The sequence below is a fragment of the Phenylobacterium sp. genome (genome assembly GCF_036501465.1).
GTDB lineage: Bacteria > Pseudomonadota > Alphaproteobacteria > Caulobacterales > Caulobacteraceae > Phenylobacterium.
The window spans coordinates 1-16,599 of record NZ_DASYAF010000088.1 but is presented as its reverse complement, the minus strand read 5'-3'; the positions used below and the strand labels follow the sequence as shown (position 1 = coordinate 16,599).

Annotated in this window: 16 protein-coding genes and 1 tRNA gene; 5 read left to right on the top strand and 12 right to left on the bottom strand. The window is 70.8% G+C overall.

Annotated features, from left to right (window positions below; genetic code table 11):
* Both VGL85_RS09065 and VGL85_RS09060 read right to left on the bottom strand, forming a co-directional pair.
* Window positions 1-196, bottom strand: a 196-nt coding sequence (locus VGL85_RS09065) for a hypothetical protein (RefSeq protein WP_331588264.1), incomplete at its 3' end; no start/stop codon positions are given.
* Window positions 197-265: 69 nt separating this feature from the next.
* Window positions 266-982 (bottom strand): helix-turn-helix transcriptional regulator, encoded by a 717-nt coding sequence (locus VGL85_RS09060; protein ID WP_331588262.1) that lies wholly within the window; start codon window positions 980-982, stop codon window positions 266-268.
* A 186-nt stretch (window positions 983-1,168) separates the two neighbouring features.
* On the opposite strand from VGL85_RS09060, the gene VGL85_RS09055 reads away from it, so the two are divergent.
* Window positions 1,169-2,281, top strand: coding sequence for an alpha/beta hydrolase family protein (locus tag VGL85_RS09055; RefSeq protein WP_331588260.1), 1,113 nt, complete (start codon window positions 1,169-1,171; stop codon window positions 2,279-2,281).
* A gap of 23 nt (window positions 2,282-2,304) precedes the next feature.
* On the opposite strand, the gene VGL85_RS09050 is transcribed toward VGL85_RS09055, so the two are convergent.
* The 5 genes from VGL85_RS09050 to VGL85_RS09030 all read right to left on the bottom strand — a co-directional run bounded on the left by VGL85_RS09050 (window position 2,305) and on the right by VGL85_RS09030 (window position 6,962).
* Window positions 2,305-2,919 carry a PEPxxWA-CTERM sorting domain-containing protein gene (locus VGL85_RS09050; RefSeq protein ID WP_331588258.1) on the bottom strand — a complete coding sequence of 205 codons (615 nt, stop codon included), beginning with the start codon at window positions 2,917-2,919 and terminating at the stop codon, window positions 2,305-2,307.
* 199 nt (window positions 2,920-3,118) lie between these two features.
* Complete coding sequence (locus VGL85_RS09045; protein ID WP_331588256.1) at window positions 3,119-3,769, bottom strand: class II aldolase/adducin family protein; 651 nt, start codon at window positions 3,767-3,769, stop codon at window positions 3,119-3,121.
* Window positions 3,762-4,712 carry a carbohydrate kinase family protein gene (locus VGL85_RS09040; protein ID WP_331588254.1) on the bottom strand — a complete coding sequence of 317 codons (951 nt, stop codon included), beginning with the start codon at window positions 4,710-4,712 and terminating at the stop codon, window positions 3,762-3,764. Before VGL85_RS09040 ends, VGL85_RS09045 begins: the two co-directional genes overlap by 8 nt.
* 4 nt (window positions 4,713-4,716) lie before the next feature.
* Window positions 4,717-5,433, bottom strand: coding sequence for a dienelactone hydrolase family protein (locus VGL85_RS09035; protein WP_331588252.1), 717 nt, complete (start codon window positions 5,431-5,433; stop codon window positions 4,717-4,719).
* Between the two features lie 11 nt (window positions 5,434-5,444).
* On the bottom strand, window positions 5,445-6,962 hold the full coding sequence (locus VGL85_RS09030) for a carboxylesterase/lipase family protein (protein ID WP_331588250.1): 1,518 nt from the start codon (window positions 6,960-6,962) through the stop codon (window positions 5,445-5,447).
* Window positions 6,963-7,227: 265 nt separating this feature from the next.
* Here VGL85_RS09030 and VGL85_RS09025 point away from each other — a divergent pair, with 265 nt between their 5' ends.
* The 3 genes from VGL85_RS09025 (at window position 7,228) to VGL85_RS09015 (ending at window position 11,237) form a co-directional block, all read left to right on the top strand.
* Window positions 7,228-8,976 (top strand): ATP-binding protein, encoded by a 1,749-nt coding sequence (locus tag VGL85_RS09025; protein ID WP_331588248.1) that lies wholly within the window; start codon window positions 7,228-7,230, stop codon window positions 8,974-8,976.
* A 70-nt stretch (window positions 8,977-9,046) separates the two neighbouring features.
* Window positions 9,047-10,822, top strand: coding sequence for a PAS domain-containing protein (locus VGL85_RS09020; RefSeq protein ID WP_331588246.1), 1,776 nt, complete (start codon window positions 9,047-9,049; stop codon window positions 10,820-10,822).
* A 148-nt stretch (window positions 10,823-10,970) separates the two neighbouring features.
* On the top strand, window positions 10,971-11,237 hold the full coding sequence (locus VGL85_RS09015) for a DNA-binding protein (RefSeq protein WP_331588244.1): 267 nt from the start codon (window positions 10,971-10,973) through the stop codon (window positions 11,235-11,237).
* Here VGL85_RS09015 and VGL85_RS09010 read toward each other — a convergent pair.
* Entirely contained in the window at window positions 11,225-12,520 is a 1,296-nt protein-coding gene (locus tag VGL85_RS09010) for an integrase arm-type DNA-binding domain-containing protein (protein ID WP_331588242.1), read from the bottom strand. The two genes, VGL85_RS09015 and VGL85_RS09010, sit on opposite strands and share 13 nt — an antisense overlap.
* 123 nt (window positions 12,521-12,643) lie before the next feature.
* On the opposite strand from VGL85_RS09010, the gene VGL85_RS09005 reads away from it, so the two are divergent.
* A tRNA-Arg gene (locus tag VGL85_RS09005) sits at window positions 12,644-12,728 on the top strand.
* 30 nt (window positions 12,729-12,758) lie between these two features.
* On the opposite strand, the gene VGL85_RS09000 is transcribed toward VGL85_RS09005, so the two are convergent.
* The 4 genes from VGL85_RS09000 to VGL85_RS08985 form a co-directional block, all read right to left on the bottom strand.
* Window positions 12,759-13,040 (bottom strand): hypothetical protein, encoded by a 282-nt coding sequence (locus tag VGL85_RS09000; RefSeq protein ID WP_331588240.1) that lies wholly within the window; start codon window positions 13,038-13,040, stop codon window positions 12,759-12,761.
* Complete coding sequence (locus VGL85_RS08995) at window positions 13,033-13,395, bottom strand: hypothetical protein (protein WP_331588238.1); 363 nt, start codon at window positions 13,393-13,395, stop codon at window positions 13,033-13,035. The genes VGL85_RS09000 and VGL85_RS08995 overlap by 8 nt, the downstream gene beginning before the upstream one ends.
* 333 nt (window positions 13,396-13,728) lie before the next feature.
* Window positions 13,729-15,489, bottom strand: coding sequence for a D-aminoacylase (locus tag VGL85_RS08990; protein WP_331588235.1), 1,761 nt, complete (start codon window positions 15,487-15,489; stop codon window positions 13,729-13,731).
* 44 nt (window positions 15,490-15,533) lie between these two features.
* Window positions 15,534-16,599, bottom strand: a 1,066-nt coding sequence (locus tag VGL85_RS08985; protein WP_331588233.1) for a TonB-dependent receptor, incomplete at its 5' end; no start/stop codon positions are given.

The following is a 16,599-nucleotide window of genomic DNA, read 5'->3' as shown; positions in this document are numbered from 1 at the left end:
GCCGTTCCAGGGCGGCGAGGATCTCGAACGACCTGGCATGGGTCGGAACCTTCAGCCCGCATCGCCAGACCCGCAGGGTGGTGCGGTTGAAAACCAGGCCTTGCCGCTTGAGGTCGCGATGGAGCGCCGACAGGTTGGGTTCCCGGCGCAAGGCCCGGTCGAGCGCCAGGGCGAAGGCGTTCGGGCTGGCGGTCAAGTCGTCCCGGTGGCGCGGCCGGGCCGAGCCGTCCGGCGTGCTGCGATCGATGACGGACCGGTCCCGGGCCTAGGCGGCATGGGTCCTCAGGATGCGGCGGGCCTGCCACGGCGGGATGATGGCGGTGATGTGCGCCGCCCAGCGCAGCCGGCAATCCCGGCGCGTCGGACCGGCCAGGCTTTCGAGGTCGAACAGGCCGGCGCGGGCCCCCCGCAGCAGCCGTTTGACCAGGACTTCTTCCGTCTCCGTCTCGACCACCACCACATGCCCGAGCATGTCCGGGGACGGCGGGGTACGCTGATATTCGAAATAGATCAGCGCCCCATGGTCGGCGAGGCCCGGCATCGAGCCCCCCGTGACCAGCAGGGCGCGGGCCTGGTCCGTGCCGCCGGGCGGGATCGGGACGAGATCGCCCGGCGTCTGGCCAAGCGCGAACAGCACGGCGCCCTGCGCATCGGCGCCGACATGGCCGATCACCGGCACCAGCCGTTCGTCACCGTCGCCGGCCGGATCGTGGGCGGCGACCATCGGCGGCTCGCCCTCGTAGAGCCACTCGGCGCGGACCCCGAACGCCGCGCCATAGAGGCGGGCGGTCTTGTAGGAATAGGGCGCATTGCCGTTCTCGTTCGAGCTGTAGGTGTTGACGCTCCACCCGAACGTCTTGGCGGCCATGCTGGCGCTGGCGTAGCCGGCGGCCTTCCGCGCGCCGCGCAGACGCTCGCTGCGCGTTGCGCCGCTGCTGCCGAGGGAGTCCCAGTCGTTCACCGGATGGCGCGTAGAAGGCATTCGAGGTCCCTGCAAGTGAATTGTATAAAATGTACGATCCACAAAACGGATCGTCAAAAACCTCCGTCGAGCTTGGCGGCTTTCAGGTGGCGGAGGCCTCTCGCAGCGTCGCCTCGACGGGAGGGTCATAATTCCGCCGGACGGGGCTCTAGGTTCGCGCTCTCCCGAGTTTGGGGAGTGTGAGTCATGGCTTTCGTCGCATCCGCCCGCATTGTCGCCGCCGCGCTGATCGTGACCGGACCGCCGGCCCTGGCGTCGCCCGCGGCGGCGGCCGCGCCGGTCTCAGCCACGCCGGTCTGGGCCGCGCCAGCTTCGCCGCAGGTGATGAGCGAGGAGAAGAGCTTCGAGAACGCCGGGGCGACGCTGAAGGGGACGCTGTTCCTGCCGAAGGGCGGCCGGGCGCTGGGCGCGGTGGTGGTGACGCACGGGGCGGCGATCCCGCTCAGGGGCGCGAGCCTCTACCGGCACCTGACCGAGATGCTGCCGCCCCTTGGGATCGCGGTGTTCGTCTACGACCGGCGCGGATCGGGCGCCTCGGGCGGCGACCTTTCGAAGAGCGACTACGCCATGCTGGCGGACGACGCGATCGCGGCGGGCCGGATGCTGGCCAAGGACCCGCGGATCGATCCCAAGCGGATCGGCGTCTGGGGCCTGAGCCAGGGCGGATGGCTGTCGCTGCTGGCGGCGTCGAAGAGCCCGGTGTTCCGCTTCGCGGTGTCGATCTCGGCGCCGGTGGTGACGCCGGACCTGCAGATGATCTTCTCGTCGCAGAACGCGCTGCGGGTGAACGGCTATCCGCCGTCGGACATCGCGCAGATGACCGCCGCGCGCAGGGCGGTGGACGACTACATGCGCGGCAAGGGCGAGCGGGCGACGGCGCAGCGCCTGGTCGACGGCATCAAGACCAAGCCATGGTTCGGCCTGCTCTACATGAGCCCGGCGGTCGGCGACCGGGCGACCTCGCGCTGGCGCAGGGAGATCGAGCACGATCCAATGGCGACGCTGGAGGCGGTGAAGGTCCCGATGCTGGTGATCTATGGCGCGACCGATCCGGTGGTGCCGGTGGCGACCTCGGTCGAGAAGCTGAAGGCGGTGGCGCCGAAGCTGCCCAACATGGAGGTGGCGGTGATCGCCGGCGCGGACCACGAGATGCAGACCAAGGTCCCGGCCAAGGACCTGCTGGACCCCGCCAAGGCGGCCCTGGGAACCCCGGACTCGACGGAATACTTCGGCCTGCTGACGAGCTGGCTCACCAAGCAGGGCGTAGGTGGCCCCAGCCGGGCCCGCCTGAAGCCCTAGCGACGGTCAGGCGGGCTCGGGCTTTAGGCTTGGCAGACCGGCGTATGACGGCGTCGGCGGCGCAAGGCGGCCCCGGCCGAGAAGAAGCCCGTCAGCATGAGCGCCCAGGCCGCCGGCTCCGGGACGCCGGCGATCGCGAAGGTCCCGTCCGTCGCCGGGGCCTGATCGGTGAAGATCAGCACGCCCTGGGAGGTCTGGATCGGGGTCGTGTCCGTCGAGGTGTCGAACAGCGGGAAGGGCGTCGCCAGCGGCGCCATGGGTTTCGAGAAGTCGAACGTCGCAGGGTCGACCGCCAGCACGAGATCGGCGATGTCGGAGCCGAGAACGCCGGTGCGGGAGAAGAAGAGGGTCTCGAAGCCGCCGTTGTCGACCGTGGTCAAACCCAGCCGGGTGGCGAAATCGAAGGTCGCGGCCGGGCCGCCGCCGATCGAGACGGTGGCGGAGACCAGCGGATCGATGGTCTCGACAGTGAACCCAGGAAACGGCGTCTGCGGCGTGAGGGCGCCAGGGTCGCCGATCATGCTGATGTCGACCGACTGGTCGGTGAAGGCCACCCCGTTCAGCGTTCCGGTGTCCGTAAAGGTGATGTCGTAGCGCATCTGCGCCGCGGCCGCCGGCGCCGCCGAAGCGGTCACCATCGCAGCCCCCAAAAGCCCCAGCCCGAGGCCGGCAACACGATTCATAGGTCTTCCCCCTACTCATGGCCTGAGCATACGCGTCCGCCCCACTGGAGGACGTCCCAGACTCCAGATTATTGTTCAGTGGAAATAATATTATTAGTCAAGTTGACTCATGCGTCGGGCGAGTCTGACGGGCTGCGGCCGCGAGGCCGGTGGCCTAGCGCTTCTGGCCGTAGCTCTGGAAGCGCTGGAGGATGTCCGCCATCTGGTCCTCGGTGAGCAGGTTCGGGCCGCCGATGGCGAGGGTCCCCCAATAGACGGCGGCCTGTTCCTCGATCTCCTCGGCGATGGCCAGCGCGCGGGGCAGGCTGGTGGAGACGGCGATCAGGCCGTGGTTGGCCATCAGGCAGGCGAAACGGCCCTGCAGGGTCTCGATCACCGCCTGGGCCAGTTCGTCGGAGCCGAAGGGCGCGTAGGGGGCGAGCGGGACATCGGAGCCACCGCCCACGCCCACCATGTAGTGGGCCGGCGGGATCGGCTTGCCGGCGCAGGCCAGGATGGTGGCGTGGCGGGCATGGCAATGGACGACCGCGCGCACATCGGGCCGCCGCGTCAGGACGCCGGCGTGCATGCGCCATTCGCTGGAGGGCTTCAGCGCGCCGGGCGCGGCGTGGCCCTCGGCGTCGAGATGGACGATGCCCTCGGCGGTCAGCCGGTCTGGCGTGACGCCGCTGGGGGTGACCAGCAGGCCATCGCCCCAGCGCAGGGAGACGTTGCCGGAGGTGCCGCGGTTGAGGCCGCGGGCGTCCATGGCCTGCATGGCCTGGACGATGGCCTCGCGGGCCTGCTGTTCGCTGAGTTCAGGCAAGGGCGGGCTCCCGAAGCGGCAGGGTGCGCATGGCCTGGAGCGTCGTGTCGAAATCCTGGAGCCGCCCCAGGGTTCCGAGCCCCTGGGCGACCAGGGCGGCGGTCGCCGTGGCGAAACGGGCGGCCTCGACGGGATCGAAGCCGTGGCGCAGGCCCGCGATGAAGCCCGCGCACCAGGCGTCGCCGCAGCTGGTGGTGTCGACGGGCGAGATGGCGTGGGCGGGCAGGGTGAGCTGGCGTTCGCCCAGGCTGAAGAACGCGCCGTCGGCGCCGTTCTTGATGATGCATGCGCCCGCGCCCTGGGCGCGGAAGTGCGCCGCGGCGGCGGGCAGATCCGCGGCGCCGGAGAGCGCCAGGGCCTCGGTGGCGCTGGGCAGGAACCAGTCGACATAGGGCAGCAGGCGGGAAAGCTCTTCGGCGGCATGACGATTGGGCGAGATCAGGTCGCAGGTGACGACGGCGCCGCCGGCCTTGGCGGCGGCCAGCAGCTCAGCCCCCGGACCGCGGTCGAGGTTGCGGGCCCCGACGCCGGCCCAGTGGACGAAGCGCGCCGCGGCGGCGGCCTCGAAGACGGGCGGCGAAAGCGCGAAGCGGTGGCTGGCGCCTAGGGCATGGAAGGCGGGTCGACGGCCGTTTGCGTCGATGGCCAGCACGGTGGTCGAGGTGGGCGCCTCAGGGATGGTCTGCAGCCAGTCGGTGCGCACGCCGGTCTCGCCCAGCACCAGGCGGACGAAGCGGCCGTTGCGGTCGTCGCCGACGGCGCCCGCCAGGCCGACGTCGAGGCCCAGCGCGCCGGCCACCAGGGCCGCGCCCGCGGCCGTGCCGGCGGGAACGACCTCGATGCCGTCGATGAGGATGGTCTCCTCCTTGTCCGGCAGGCGGTCGATCGGCCGGGCGACGACGTCGAGGGTGGTCAGGCCGATGCACAGGAGATCGAGGGCCATGGGGCTAGGGGATCCCGATCGTCTCGGCGAAGAGGTCGAGCATGGCGCGCCAGCTGCGGCGGTCGGCGGCCGGATCGTAGGCGATGCCGGGGATGCCCAGGCCGGCGGCGTCGGGATTGGTGAAGCTGTGCTGGACGCCGCCCATGACCACCATGCGCCAGTCAACCTTGGCTGCGGTCATGTCCCTTTCGAAGTCCGCGCGGTGCTCGGCCGGGACGAGAGGATCGTCGGCGCCCATCAGCACCAGGACCTTGCCCTTGATGTTGGCGGAGTCCTGCGGCCGGCCGGTCTTCAGGCCCGAATGGAAGCCGACCACCGCCTTGAGGTCCGCGCCGGTGCGGGCGAGTTCCAGCGCCGTGGCGCCGCCGAAGCAATAGCCGATGGCGGCCACGCGGCCCGGATCGACGTCCGGCTGGGCGATGAGGACATCGAGACCCGCCTGAGCGCGGATGCGGATGCCGGCCGGATCGGCGAACCAGGCGCGCAGGCGGGCCTGGGCCGTCTCCATCGCGATCGGCGCGCCGCCGCCGTGGTAGTCGAGGGCGAAGGCCACATAGCCCAGCTCGGCCAGGCGGCGTGTGCAGGCCTTGGTGTGCTCGGTGAGACCGGGCCCCTCGTGGCCCACCAGCACTGCGGGCCCGCGACCGCCGCCGGCCGGGACGGCGAGGTAGCCGAGGAGGTCCTCGCCATCGGCGCGATAGGCGATGTCGCGGGTCTCCACGGCGGCGGCGCCTAGTACCCGCCGGCCGTCGCCGCGTACTGCTCGACCAGGTCGAGGGTGGTCTTGTGGAAGCCTGTCCGCACGCCCACGCCATCGGCGCCGAATTCGAGCACGTTGTCCGAGGCGCCGTACTTCGGCCAGGCGGCGGTGGGCGTCGAGGGATCGCCGGTCTTGGCGAAGGCGGCCCAGGCGTCGGTCATCGCCTTGCTGGACTTGCGGTCGGCGTCGGTGGCGGCTGGGATGGTGCGATTGCCGAAGGTGCGTTCCTTGTCCGGCAGGTTGCCGAACACGTACATGAGCTCTCCGCCGTGGGCGAGGCCGTGGAGCGTCGCCCGCTGCGAGGCCGGGATGTAGCTGTCGTAGTAGACCCAGGCCTTCTGGCCATTCTTGACGTGCAGGCGGGCCAGCAGGCGGTCGGGCTCGATGACCATGGACTCGGTGCCGAGGTCCCACTGGATCTTCTGCATGTCGCCGCCCTCGCCATAGGCGGCGGCGATCTTCGCCTTCAGCGCGCCGGCGGTGTCGAGCGGCTTGCGGTCGGGGAACAGGCTGGCCTCCCAGCTGTTGCCGCCGGCGATGTAGGGCACCTTCTGCTCGCGGCCGGCGGCGAAGGCCTTGGCCGGGCCCTCGGGCAGGATGGTCCCGTCGAGGATCGGGGTGACGCCGCCGGCCGGCTTGGAGAGGTCGGCGGCGGAAAGCGCGCGCAGCGCCTTCATGGCGTCGGGTCCCGCGCCGGTGACGCCAAGGCCCTTGGCGTAGGTCACGCCCTGCTCCTCGGCCTGCGCCATGAGCTGGCCGGGCAGGCGGCCGAAGCCGCTCTCGGAGATCGCCTTGGCGAACAGGCCGGTGGACTTGGGCGACGCCATCAGGTCGTTGATCAGGATGCCGCCGGCGCTCTCGCCGAAGGCGGTGACGTTCTTGGGATCGCCCCCGAAGGCCGCGATGTTCTTCTGGACCCAGGCCAGCGCCGCCAGGTTGTCCATCATGCCGTAGTTGGCGAGCGGCTGGCCCTTCTGCTCGGCGCTGAGCGCCGGGTGGGCGAAGAAGCCCAGGCGGCCCAGGCGGTAGTTGACGGTGACCAGCACCACGCCGCGCTCGGCGAAATGGGTCCCGTCATAGAGGGCGTTGGTCCCGGAGCCGCCGGTGAACGAGCCGCCGTGGATGAACACCATCACCGGGATCTTGGCGCCGGGCTTGAAGTTGGCCGGGGTCCAGACGTTGAGCTGCAGGCAGTCTTCCGACTGGTTTATCTCGCCCTGGACCCGGCGCATCTGCATGCACTGTGGGCCGAGCTGGGTGGCGTCGCGCACGCCCGCCCAGGGCTTGGCCGGCTGCGGCGGCCGCCAGCGCAGGTCGCCCACCGGCGGGGCGGCGAAGGGGATGTCCTTGAAGCTGGTGACGGTCCCGGCCGTGGCGCCGTGCAGCATGCCGTCGGCGACCTTGACAGTGTCGCCTGCGAAGGCCGGGGCGGCGAAGCTTGCGAGCGCGATGGAAGCCGCCGTGGCGGCGATGATCTGACGAAGCGCCATGCGCTCCTCCCTCCCTGGCCCGCGGTTCGGGATCGAGCCCTCCGCCCGCGGGTGGCGAGGGGCCGTTGGCCTGAGGTTCTCGCCGCCGGGCAAGCGGCGGTCAAGGCGGGGCCAGCATGGCGCCGGCGTTCGGTGTTTGGATTTCAAGGGTGAGAGACCGCCTTACCCCCGCGACGAGCATCTTTCCCGGGGAGATTCCGCCGCAGCGTTAACGCCGCCTTGGGTGGCTTCGGTCATCCTGCGCAGCCGGACTTTGGGGGTTCGATTGCTGGACGACTGGTTCGACGAGCGGTTCAAGGCCGCCGGCGCGAGGAGTTTCTTCTTCTCGCCGGTGCGCCTGCTCATGGCCTTCGTCATCTGGGGCGTGCTGGGCGTCGGCGCCGACTGGAAGTCGGCGGGGATCTGGGTCGTCGTCGTGCTGCTGCTCGAGTGGCCGATGCGCGAGATCACCCGGCCCATGGCCCGCGGCCTGCCACTCTCCCGGGCGGAAGCGATCATCTGCATGGCGATCTATGCGGTGGCGACGCTGGCCTGGAGCGCGGCGGGCGCGGTCCTGTGGTCGCAGGCCCACGTGGCCAGCCAACTGGCGGGCGCGGCCTTCTTCGCCGGGCACCTGCTCTATCTCGACACCCACCACGGGCGGTCCATGGGATCGCTGATCCCGGCGATGCCGGCGCTGGCGGCGCCGGCGATCGCGCCGCTGGTGGTCCCGCACTACCACGGCCTGGACCAGGCGCTGGTCGAGGTGACCATGCTGGCGGTGGTGGGCCACGCGGCGATCAGCATCGCGGTCAACTTCCACGAGGCGCGGCAGCTGAAGCAAGCCAACGCCGCCCTGGTCACGGCCCGCGACGAGGCCGAGACCGCCAGCCGGGCGAAGAGCGCCTTCCTGGCCACCATGAGCCACGAGATCCGCACGCCGCTGAACGGGGTGCTGGGCATGGCCCAGGCGATCGGCGCCCAGGCGAAACTGCCTGGTCAGGTGCGCGAGCAGGTGGAGGTGATCAGGAGTTCCGGCGAGGGGCTGCTGGCGATCCTCAACGACATCCTCGACCTGAGCCGCGTGGAAGCCGGCAAGCTGGAGCTGGAAAGCATCAACTTCGACCTCGTCGCGCTGGCGGACGGGGCGCGCAGCACCTTTTCGCCGCTGGCCGAAGCCAAGGGCGTGGGAGTGGAGTTGGCGGTGGGTCCGGGCGTGGCCGGGATCTATCAGGGCGATCCCACGCGGGTGCGCCAGATCCTGCACAATCTGATCTCCAACGCCCTGAAGTTCACCGAAGCGGGGCTGATCGAGGTGGCGCTGAGCCGCGAGGATGCGGTCACGCGGATCGAGGTGCGCGACAGCGGCGTCGGCATCGACGCCGAGGCGCTGTCGCGGCTGTTCGCCAAGTTCGAGCAGGCCGACGCCTCGACCACGCGGCGCTATGGCGGCGCGGGCCTGGGGCTTTCGATCTGCCGCGAACTGGCCGAGCTGATGGGCGGAACGATCCGCGCGGAGAGTGAGCCGGGCCGCGGCTCGAGCTTCATCGTCACCCTGCCGTTGCCGCGGGTCGCAGACGCCCAGGAGGCGGCCACGCCGGCGCGTGCGGCGGAGCCGGCCCCTGTGCGCCCGCTGCGGGTGCTGGCGGCGGAGGACAATGCGGTGAACCAGCTGGTGCTGAGAACCCTGCTGGCGCAGGTGGGCGTAGAGCCGGTGCTGGTGGGCGATGGCCGTTCTGCGCTCGAGGCCTGGGCGCGCGAGCCCTGGGACCTGATCCTGATGGACGTGCAGATGCCGGTCATGGACGGGCCGACGGCGACGCGCGAGATCCGGACGGCGGAAGCGAAGAGCGGCCGGGCGCGCACGCCGATCGTGGCGCTCACCGCCAACGCCATGAGCCACCAGGTCTCCGAATACGTCGCCGGCGGCATGGATGGCCATGTCGCCAAGCCGATCCAGGCCGCCGAGCTGTTCGCCGCCCTGCGCCTCGCCGAGATCGCCGACCCCGACTCCGCCGCCACCGCCGCGGCCTGACGCCCGCCCCGGCGCCTTGACCGAAGGGAAGGCGCGCGCCACATGGGGCTTCGAGCATGGGGCCGCCGAATTGTTCAATCGGCTGAACAGGATCGACCTTCCAGGCCGGCTGGACCGGATGGCGCCCACGCCGCTGATCCGCATCCTGGTGACGGGCGTCATCCTGTTGGCGGTCATGGGCGTCCGCGAGGCGATCGACGCGGTGGCGCCGGGCGTCGCGCCTTTCGCCCTGCTGTTCCCGGCCGTGCTGGTGGCGACGCTGCTGGCGGGCTGGATGTCCGGCGCGGCGATCACCGCCATGGGCGGCGTGATCGTCTGGCGGGTGGTGATGCGCCACGCCGCGGGCTTCGGGCCGGCCGGCGAGGCCGACACCGTGAGCCTTGCGCTCTATTTCATCTCCGCCGGCGCGATCGTGGTGGTGGCCGAGGCCTTCCGGCTGAGCGCCCGGACGCTGGCCGGCGGCCAGGCGGCGCTGAAGGCCAGCGAGGACCGGCTGGAGCTGGCGACGGCGGCCGCGTCGGTGGGCGTCTGGGAATGGCGGCTGCAGACCAATGAGATGATCTATTCGCCGGAGGCGCGGGCAATCTGCGGCTTCCCGGCCGAGGGGCCGCTGAACTTCGACATGGTGGCGGAGGTCACGCACCCGGACGACTTCCCGAGGACCTCGGCCCAGGCCCAACGGGCGCTGGATCCGGCGGTGCGCGACGAGACCCCCTATGAGTATCGGCTGAAGCTGCCGGATGGGACGGTGCGCTGGGTCACCGCCAACGGCAAGGCGATCTTCGAGACCGTCGACGGCCAGGAGGTCGCCATCCGCTACGTCGGCACGATCCAGGACATCACCGCGCGCAAGGCGGCCGAGGCGGAGCGGGACGAACAGGCGGCGCGGCTGCGCCTGGCCATCGACGCCGGGCGCATGGCGGTCTGGCAGATCGGCGGGCGGCGTGGCGTGACGCCGAACCCGGAGCTGAACCGGATATTGGGGTTCCCTGACGACGCACGGCCGTCGCTGGACGAGATCAACGCCCTCTACCTGCCCGGCGAGGCGGAGCGGGTGCGTGAGGTGGCGCTGGCGGCGCTGGCGCGCAGCGAGCGGCACTTCGAGGTCGAATACCAGGTGCGCCGGCCGGACGGCGAGGTGCGCTGGCTGATGGCGCGCGCGGAACTCCTGATGGACGAGCAGGGCCAGTCACGCAGCGCTATCGGGGTGGTGATGGACGTCACCGAACGCAAGTCGGCCGAGGAGGTGATGAGGCTGCTGGCGCGCGAGGTGGACCACCGGGCCAACAACCTGCTCACGGTGGTGCTGGGCACGGTGCAGCTGTCGCAGGCGGAGACGCCGGAAGCGTTGCGCGAGGTCCTGACCGGACGGATCGCGGCCCTGGGCCGCGCGCACCAGCTGCTCTCCGAGGCGCGCTGGGAAGGCGCCGACCTGCGCCGGCTGGTGGAGGAGGAACTGCTGGCCTTCAGCCTGGGCGAAGCGGCGCGGGTCAGCCTATCCGGGCCGGACGTGGCCCTGTCGCCGCCCGCGGCCCAGGCGCTGGCCATGGCCCTGCATGAGTTGGCGACCAACGCGGCGAAGTACGGCTCGCTCTCCAAGCCCGAAGGGCGGGTGAGCGTGAGCTGGACGCGGAACGGGCAGGGGCCGCTCGCCCTGCGCTGGGAAGAAAGCGGCGGCCCAAGGGTGGCGAAGCCCTCGCGGCGTGGGCTGGGGACGGCGATGCTGGCCCGCGCCCTGGCGGGGCCGCTCGGCGGATCGAGCCGACTGGACTGGCGGGCGGAGGGCCTGGTCTGCGAACTGGAGCTGCCCGGCCAGGCGCTGGAGGCGGCCGGGGCCGTGGCCTAGCCGCTCGGCGCCACCGCGCCCTCTCGCGGTCCATCCGCCTCCAAAGGCGGCCTCTCGTAGGCTTACGAGTGTGCCGCCGTCTTGGGCGCCGCTAGACCGTCTCAAAATCAGGTGCGCGCCCAGCCATGGGCGCGCGAACGCAGGACGCATGGCCGAAGCATCTCGTCCCCCGGACAAGTATCTGCGCACGCCGGCGGCCGGCGCCTATCTCAAGCTGTCGGGGCGGACCCTGGAGAAGCACCGGACCTTTGGAACCGGCCCGCGATACCGGAAGGTCGGCGGCATCGTCCTCTACGAGATCGGCGACCTGGACGCCTGGGCCGAGCGCGCGGCGCAGACTTCGACGACGGATCCCAATGGCGGCCGGGTCAGCGCCGCGCGTCCGCAGGCCCCGGCCACGCCTCATGGCCCGTAACCGCGCTCCGGCTGAAAGGCCCCGATGCGCCGCGACGGCAGGCGCGGCCAGGCCCACATCCCCGCGGAGCCGACGCAGGGCGGCGCGGCGCCGGCGCCGAGGATGTGGTCGGAGATCCGTTGTTGCGCCGCGCGCAGATGATCGTCGAGCAGCTTCGAGCGGGTGATGTAGCCCTCGTTCACGCTCCGGACGCTGTGGTTCATCAGCAGGTGCATGTCGAGCGGCGGCACGCCGGCGGCCTGTCCCAGGGTCCTGTAGGTGTGGCGAAGGTCGTTGCCCCACTTCCCGAGCACCTTGTCCCGATCCTCCTTGTGGTCGGAGAGGCGCCCGCTGCCGCCCGCACCCGCGAAAATCCAGGTCGCCGCCGCCTTGGGATGCAGCATGCGGCTCGCGCGCATCGCCCGGACGAGGCAGAGGATCATCTGCCGCGAGAGCGGGATGTCGAAGGCCCGTCTGGCCCCGCCCTTGGGGCGCGTGATGCGGAGCACCCTGCCGGCGAGATCGAGGTCCTCGAGCTTCGCGGCCTTCAACGCCGTCGGGCGACTGCCGGAGAGCAGGACGAACAGATGGAACTCCCGGCGGATGGGGTTCGCAAGCCGCCCCGCCTGGGCGATCCAGGCCGCCAGGTCCGGCCCTCCCATGGCCGCGTCGCGCCGCAACTCCTCGTTCCAGTCGACCGCGGCCGCCGGATTCTCCGGCGGCAGGCCGCGCACGCTTCGCCGCGCATGATTGTAGATCGCCCGCAGCGTCCGCATGCAGCCGTTTGCGGCATAGGGCCCTGAAGACGCCGTCAGCGCGTCATGACGTTGAACGACGAGCTCAGGGGCCTCGCCGAGTTCGCGCAGCCGACGGTCCAGCCAGTCGGCGAGCATGTGCTCGACGTGGTAGGCATAGCCGTCGATCGTCCGTTCGCCGCGGCCCTTCCGCTCGAGGTGGGCGCTCCGATAGCGCAGCCAGGCCTGGCGAAGCGTGATGTCGACCGCCGCCCGCGAAGGTTCCGGGTCCCGGGCGCCCTGGCCCGAGGCGATCCTCGCCAGAGCCGCCTTGGCCGCGATCCGCGCCGCGCGGGTTGTCAGGGTCTCGGATGACCCCAAGGCGAGCCGCGTCGAACGGCGCCGGCCGTTCTTCCAGAAGTCGCATTGGACGGTGAACGTCTTCTTCCGCGTGCCGACAACCACGAAGAACCCCGCGAGGTCAGCGTCACGGACGATGTACTGGCCGCTTTCAGCCGGCTGGAGCCGGCCGATGATCCTGTCGTTCAGGCTGGTCCGAGGCCTTTCCATCGTGGCGCTTAAAACGGTGTCTAAAACGGGGTTGGCGCCGGCGAAAGTTCGACGGAGCCCCAAGGGGTCAACCTAACACGATGGGAAAATCCCAGCAAATACAATGGGAAATAGCGCACCATAGCGTGGAATGGCGTAAGCCCTTCGGGCCCCGTTCCGCAGACTACGAATCTGAGGGTCGGACGTTCGAATCGTTCCGGGCGCGCCAATTTTCCCCATAGGTCATGCGATCTCCACCTCAGGCGGCCTGGCGGCCGGCATTGAGCTGCAGAACGCCAACGGACCTTACGCAAACCAGGCCGGCGATACGTTCGCGCAGGCTTGCGGCGCGATCGGCGTCCAAGCCTTCCACCTCGATACGGATCTCGACGCCGCCGCGCGGGGCGCGCTCCAGGCTCACCGCGGCGAAGGCGGCGCCGGCGACCACGAAGGGGTTCAGCACGCGCAGGAGCGTGTCCGGCGCGTCGGCCGCGGTTACGAGGAAGGTCCGCCGCGGGCGGACGGGGTCGGCGTCACTCATGGCCGACGGCTTTTCGGGGCGGCTCGGCGCGTTCGACGGCGCCGGCCGCATCGGCCATGTAGTGGCGGCGCAGCAGCGCGCGGCCGCGGCTGTCGAAGGCGCTGAGTTTCACGCCCTGCAACCGGCCGCCGGCGCGGACCAGGATCACCTCCTGGGCGGGTGGCGCGCCCGCATCCCGCGGCCAGGCCTCCGCCAGGGCGCGGTCGACGCCGAACAGCGAGCCTTCGCCGGTCGGGTACAGGGTGGCCTCCAGGCGCACGGCCTGGCTCAGCATTTCATGGCGCGCCAGGCTTCGGGCGAAGTCCTGGGCGGCTCGGCGCACGGCCAGGTTGGCGGGATCATCGGGGTCGGTCATCGGTCGGTCCTCTCGGTGGATTGGGACCGGCGGCGCGCAACAAAAAACCCCGCTGCCTTTCGGAAGCGGGGCTCTGATCTTGCGACCGTCGGAGGGTTTAACTCGCGCGCGTTCGCCCCGCTTCGGAGGTGGCGATAATCATAATGGTTTTGGCGATCAGGGACCCGGGCAGCCGGCCGCGGCCAGCGGCGGCGCTGTCGATGCGGTTCGAACGGGTCGCGAGATCGCGCATCGTCTGGCCGGTGCTCCTGAAGCGCGCTCCGTCTAGCGCACGCCGGTCGGCAGGGCAATCGCCTGGGGCGGCTTCGCTGGAAGGGGTCGAAACGGACATCGTCAGGCGGCCGGCGTCTGGCGGCGCGCGCCGACCCAGGTCCAGTCGGCCGCGGCCTTGCGGCAGCCTCCGCCGGGCGCGCCGGTCCAGGCGCGGCCGTGGACGAAACGGCCGGTGTGCGCGCCGGTCGCCATGCCGTCGCGCAGCGCGAAGCGGCCGTTGACCAGGACGTCGGCCACCCCGGTCGCGAGCTGGGCCGGCTTCTCGTAGGTGGCGTGGTCGGCGATGGTCTTGGGGTCGAACACCACCACGTCGGCGAAGGCGCCGACCTTCAGCCGTCCACGGTCCTTCAGCGAAAGATTGTCGGCCGGCAGGGTGGTCAGGCGGCGGATCGCGTCGGGCAGGGTCGCGTCGTGGGTCTCGCGCACATAGTGGCCCAGCACCCGGGCGAAGTTGCCGTAGGCGCGCGGATGGTCCTTGGCCAGCAGGAAGACGCCCTCCGGCGCCGGCGCGGCCTCATCCGAGCCGAAGCTCATCCACGGCAGGCCGACTTCGCGGCGGACGTTGTCCTCGCTCATCAGGAAGTAGGCGACGCCGACCCGGCTGCCATCCTCGATCACCAGGTCGATGGCGGTGTCCTCGGGGCTCTGGCCGCGTTCCTTGGCGACCTCGGCCAGGGTCTTGCCGGTCAGCGGCTTCAGCTTCGGGTTCTTGAAGGCCAGCAACAGCGTCCCCTCGGGTCCCGCGCCGGCGTAGATGTTCTCCCAGGTCTTGGGATGCGGATCGAGCATCTCGGCCTTCACCCGCGCCCGGGTCGCCGGGTCCTTCAGCCGCTCGATCCACTTCTCCAGCCCGCCGTCCTGCGCCCAGGAGGGCATGGCCGCGTCGAGGCCGGTGGCGCCGGCGGTGTAGGTGTACATGTCGGCGCTGATCCGCACGCCCTTGCGGCGCTCGGCGTCGATCATGGCGACCACCTTGTCGAGCTTGCCCCAGTTGTCCTTGCCGGCCTGCTTGAAGTGATAGATCTCGGCCGGCGCGCCGGAGGTCTCGGCGATGTCGATGGTCTCCTGCACCGCCTGTTCCAGCCGGTCGCCCTCGCTGCGGATGTGGGCGATGTACATGCCGCCGCACTGGGCCGAGACCTTGGCGAGCGCCATCAGCTCCGGGGTCTTGGCATAGGTGTTCGGCGAATAGATCAGCGCGTCAGTGAGGCCGAGCGCGCCTTCCTCCATCGCCTGGCGCACCAGCTTGCGCATGGCCTGCAGCTGGGCCGGTGTCGGCTGGACGTCCGCCTCGCCCAGCAAGTTGGTCCGCACCGTCCCGGCGCCGACGAAGGACGCGACGTTCAGGCTGATCCCCCGCGCCTGCAGCATGTCCATGTACTGGCCGAGCGTCGACCAGTTGACGGGGTATTTGATGTCGCCCTGGCGCTTGGCCGCCAGCGCCCTCATCGAGGGCGTCAACGGCCCCATCGAGTCCTCGCCCATCACCTCGAGCGTGACCCCCTGGGCGAGGTCGCTGAGGCCGCGGCCATCGGCGATCAGGCTCTCCTCCGGGTGGGCCAGCATGTTGATGAAGCCTGGCGAGACCGCCTGGCCATGGGCGTCGACCTCGGTCTTGCCGCGGCCGGCGAGGTGCGGGGCGATCGCGGCGATGCGATCGCCCTTGATCCCGACGTCGGCCTTGAACGGGGCGCCGCCGGAGCCGTCGTAGACCTCGCCGCCGCGGATGACGACGTCGTAGCGCGCCGAAGGCGGCGCCGGCGCCGCGCCGGACGTGGCGGCCGCAAGCAAGGCCGCAGCCAGGGTCAGGCGGGCGCGCATCCGAAGCTTCCTCTCCAACGGGTCCGACGGGCGGACCCCCGGGATCAATACCGCGCGGAGAGCGAAACGCCCACGAGGCGCGGCGAAATCAGACCCGCCTGCACCGCGCCCCGCGGCGTCGAGCCGAGGCCGCCGATCGACAGGATGCCGCGCTCGTCCCCGACGTTCTTGGCGAACAGCTCGATGCGGTACTGCTGCCATTCCAGCCCGGCCCGCAGGTCCACCTGCGAATAGCTGGGCAGCGAGATCTGGCCGATCGTCGGATTGAAGTCCGAGCGGCGCCGGCCCGTGAAGCGGACGCTGCCGCCGACGAAACCCCTGATGTCGCCCGACAGCGCGTGGCTGTAGTTGGCGTCGAGCGCGCCGGAGATCGGCGAGACATAGGGCAGGCGGTCGCCGTCGTGGCCGCCCAGCAGCGGGCCGGTGTCGGACGTCAGGTTCGCCTGGATGTAGGCGCCGTTGGCCGACAGGGTCAGGTCGGGCGTCACCGCCCAGGTGAGGTTGCCCTCGACGCCCTCGCTCTTGGCCGAGCCGCCGTTGGTGTTGACGCCGAAGCCGTTGACCGCCGCCAGCAGCTGGATGCGGCTCCAGTCGATGTAGAACGCCGACAGGTCGTAGGCGACCTGGTGCTCCATCGCATCGCCCTTGATCCCCACTTCGTAGTTGACCAGGGAGTCGGAATCGAAGGTGCGCGGCACGGAGGTGGGCGCAAGTGGCGAGAGGGCGTTCGGGCCGCCCGGCCGGTAGCCCTTGGAGATCCGCGCATAGACGGTGGCGTCGTCGGTCAGCTTGTACTTGGGCGCGACGGCGAAGGTGAACACTCCCTCCGATGACGTCCCGCTCACCACCGACGGCGTCGGGCCGACCAGGGCTCCGGACGTGGTCTGCGAACTTTTCTGTTCGTTGTGGCTGTAGCGGCCGCCGGCGCTGACGTCGAAGCGGTCGGTGAAGTGGTAGTCCACGTTGGCGAAGCCGGCGTACTCGTCATAGGTGGACGGCAGCTGCACCACTTCCAGGCCGCCCAGGCCCGGCAGGACCTGTGGCGCGTTGGCGACGCTCAGGCCATTGAGGTTCTGGTGCAGCAGGTTGTCTTCCCGCGTGTAGAAGGCG

Coding starts and splice junctions, on each gene's coding strand:
- VGL85_RS09015 (WP_331588244.1), top strand. CDS start 10,971: ATGGCCGAAGCATCTCGTCCCCCGGACAAGTATCTGCGCACGCCGGCG.
- VGL85_RS08990 (WP_331588235.1), bottom strand. CDS start 15,489: ATGCGCGCCCGCCTGACCCTGGCTGCGGCCTTGCTTGCGGCCGCCACG.
- VGL85_RS09055 (WP_331588260.1), top strand. CDS start 1,169: ATGGCTTTCGTCGCATCCGCCCGCATTGTCGCCGCCGCGCTGATCGTG.
- VGL85_RS09010 (WP_331588242.1), bottom strand. CDS start 12,520: ATGGAAAGGCCTCGGACCAGCCTGAACGACAGGATCATCGGCCGGCTC.
- VGL85_RS09050 (WP_331588258.1), bottom strand. CDS start 2,919: ATGGTGACCGCTTCGGCGGCGCCGGCGGCCGCGGCGCAGATGCGCTAC.
- VGL85_RS09030 (WP_331588250.1), bottom strand. CDS start 6,962: ATGGCGCTTCGTCAGATCATCGCCGCCACGGCGGCTTCCATCGCGCTC.
- VGL85_RS08995 (WP_331588238.1), bottom strand. CDS start 13,395: ATGACCGACCCCGATGATCCCGCCAACCTGGCCGTGCGCCGAGCCGCC.
- VGL85_RS09040 (WP_331588254.1), bottom strand. CDS start 4,712: ATGGCCCTCGATCTCCTGTGCATCGGCCTGACCACCCTCGACGTCGTC.
- VGL85_RS09060 (WP_331588262.1), bottom strand. CDS start 982: ATGCCTTCTACGCGCCATCCGGTGAACGACTGGGACTCCCTCGGCAGC.
- VGL85_RS09000 (WP_331588240.1), bottom strand. CDS start 13,040: ATGAGTGACGCCGACCCCGTCCGCCCGCGGCGGACCTTCCTCGTAACC.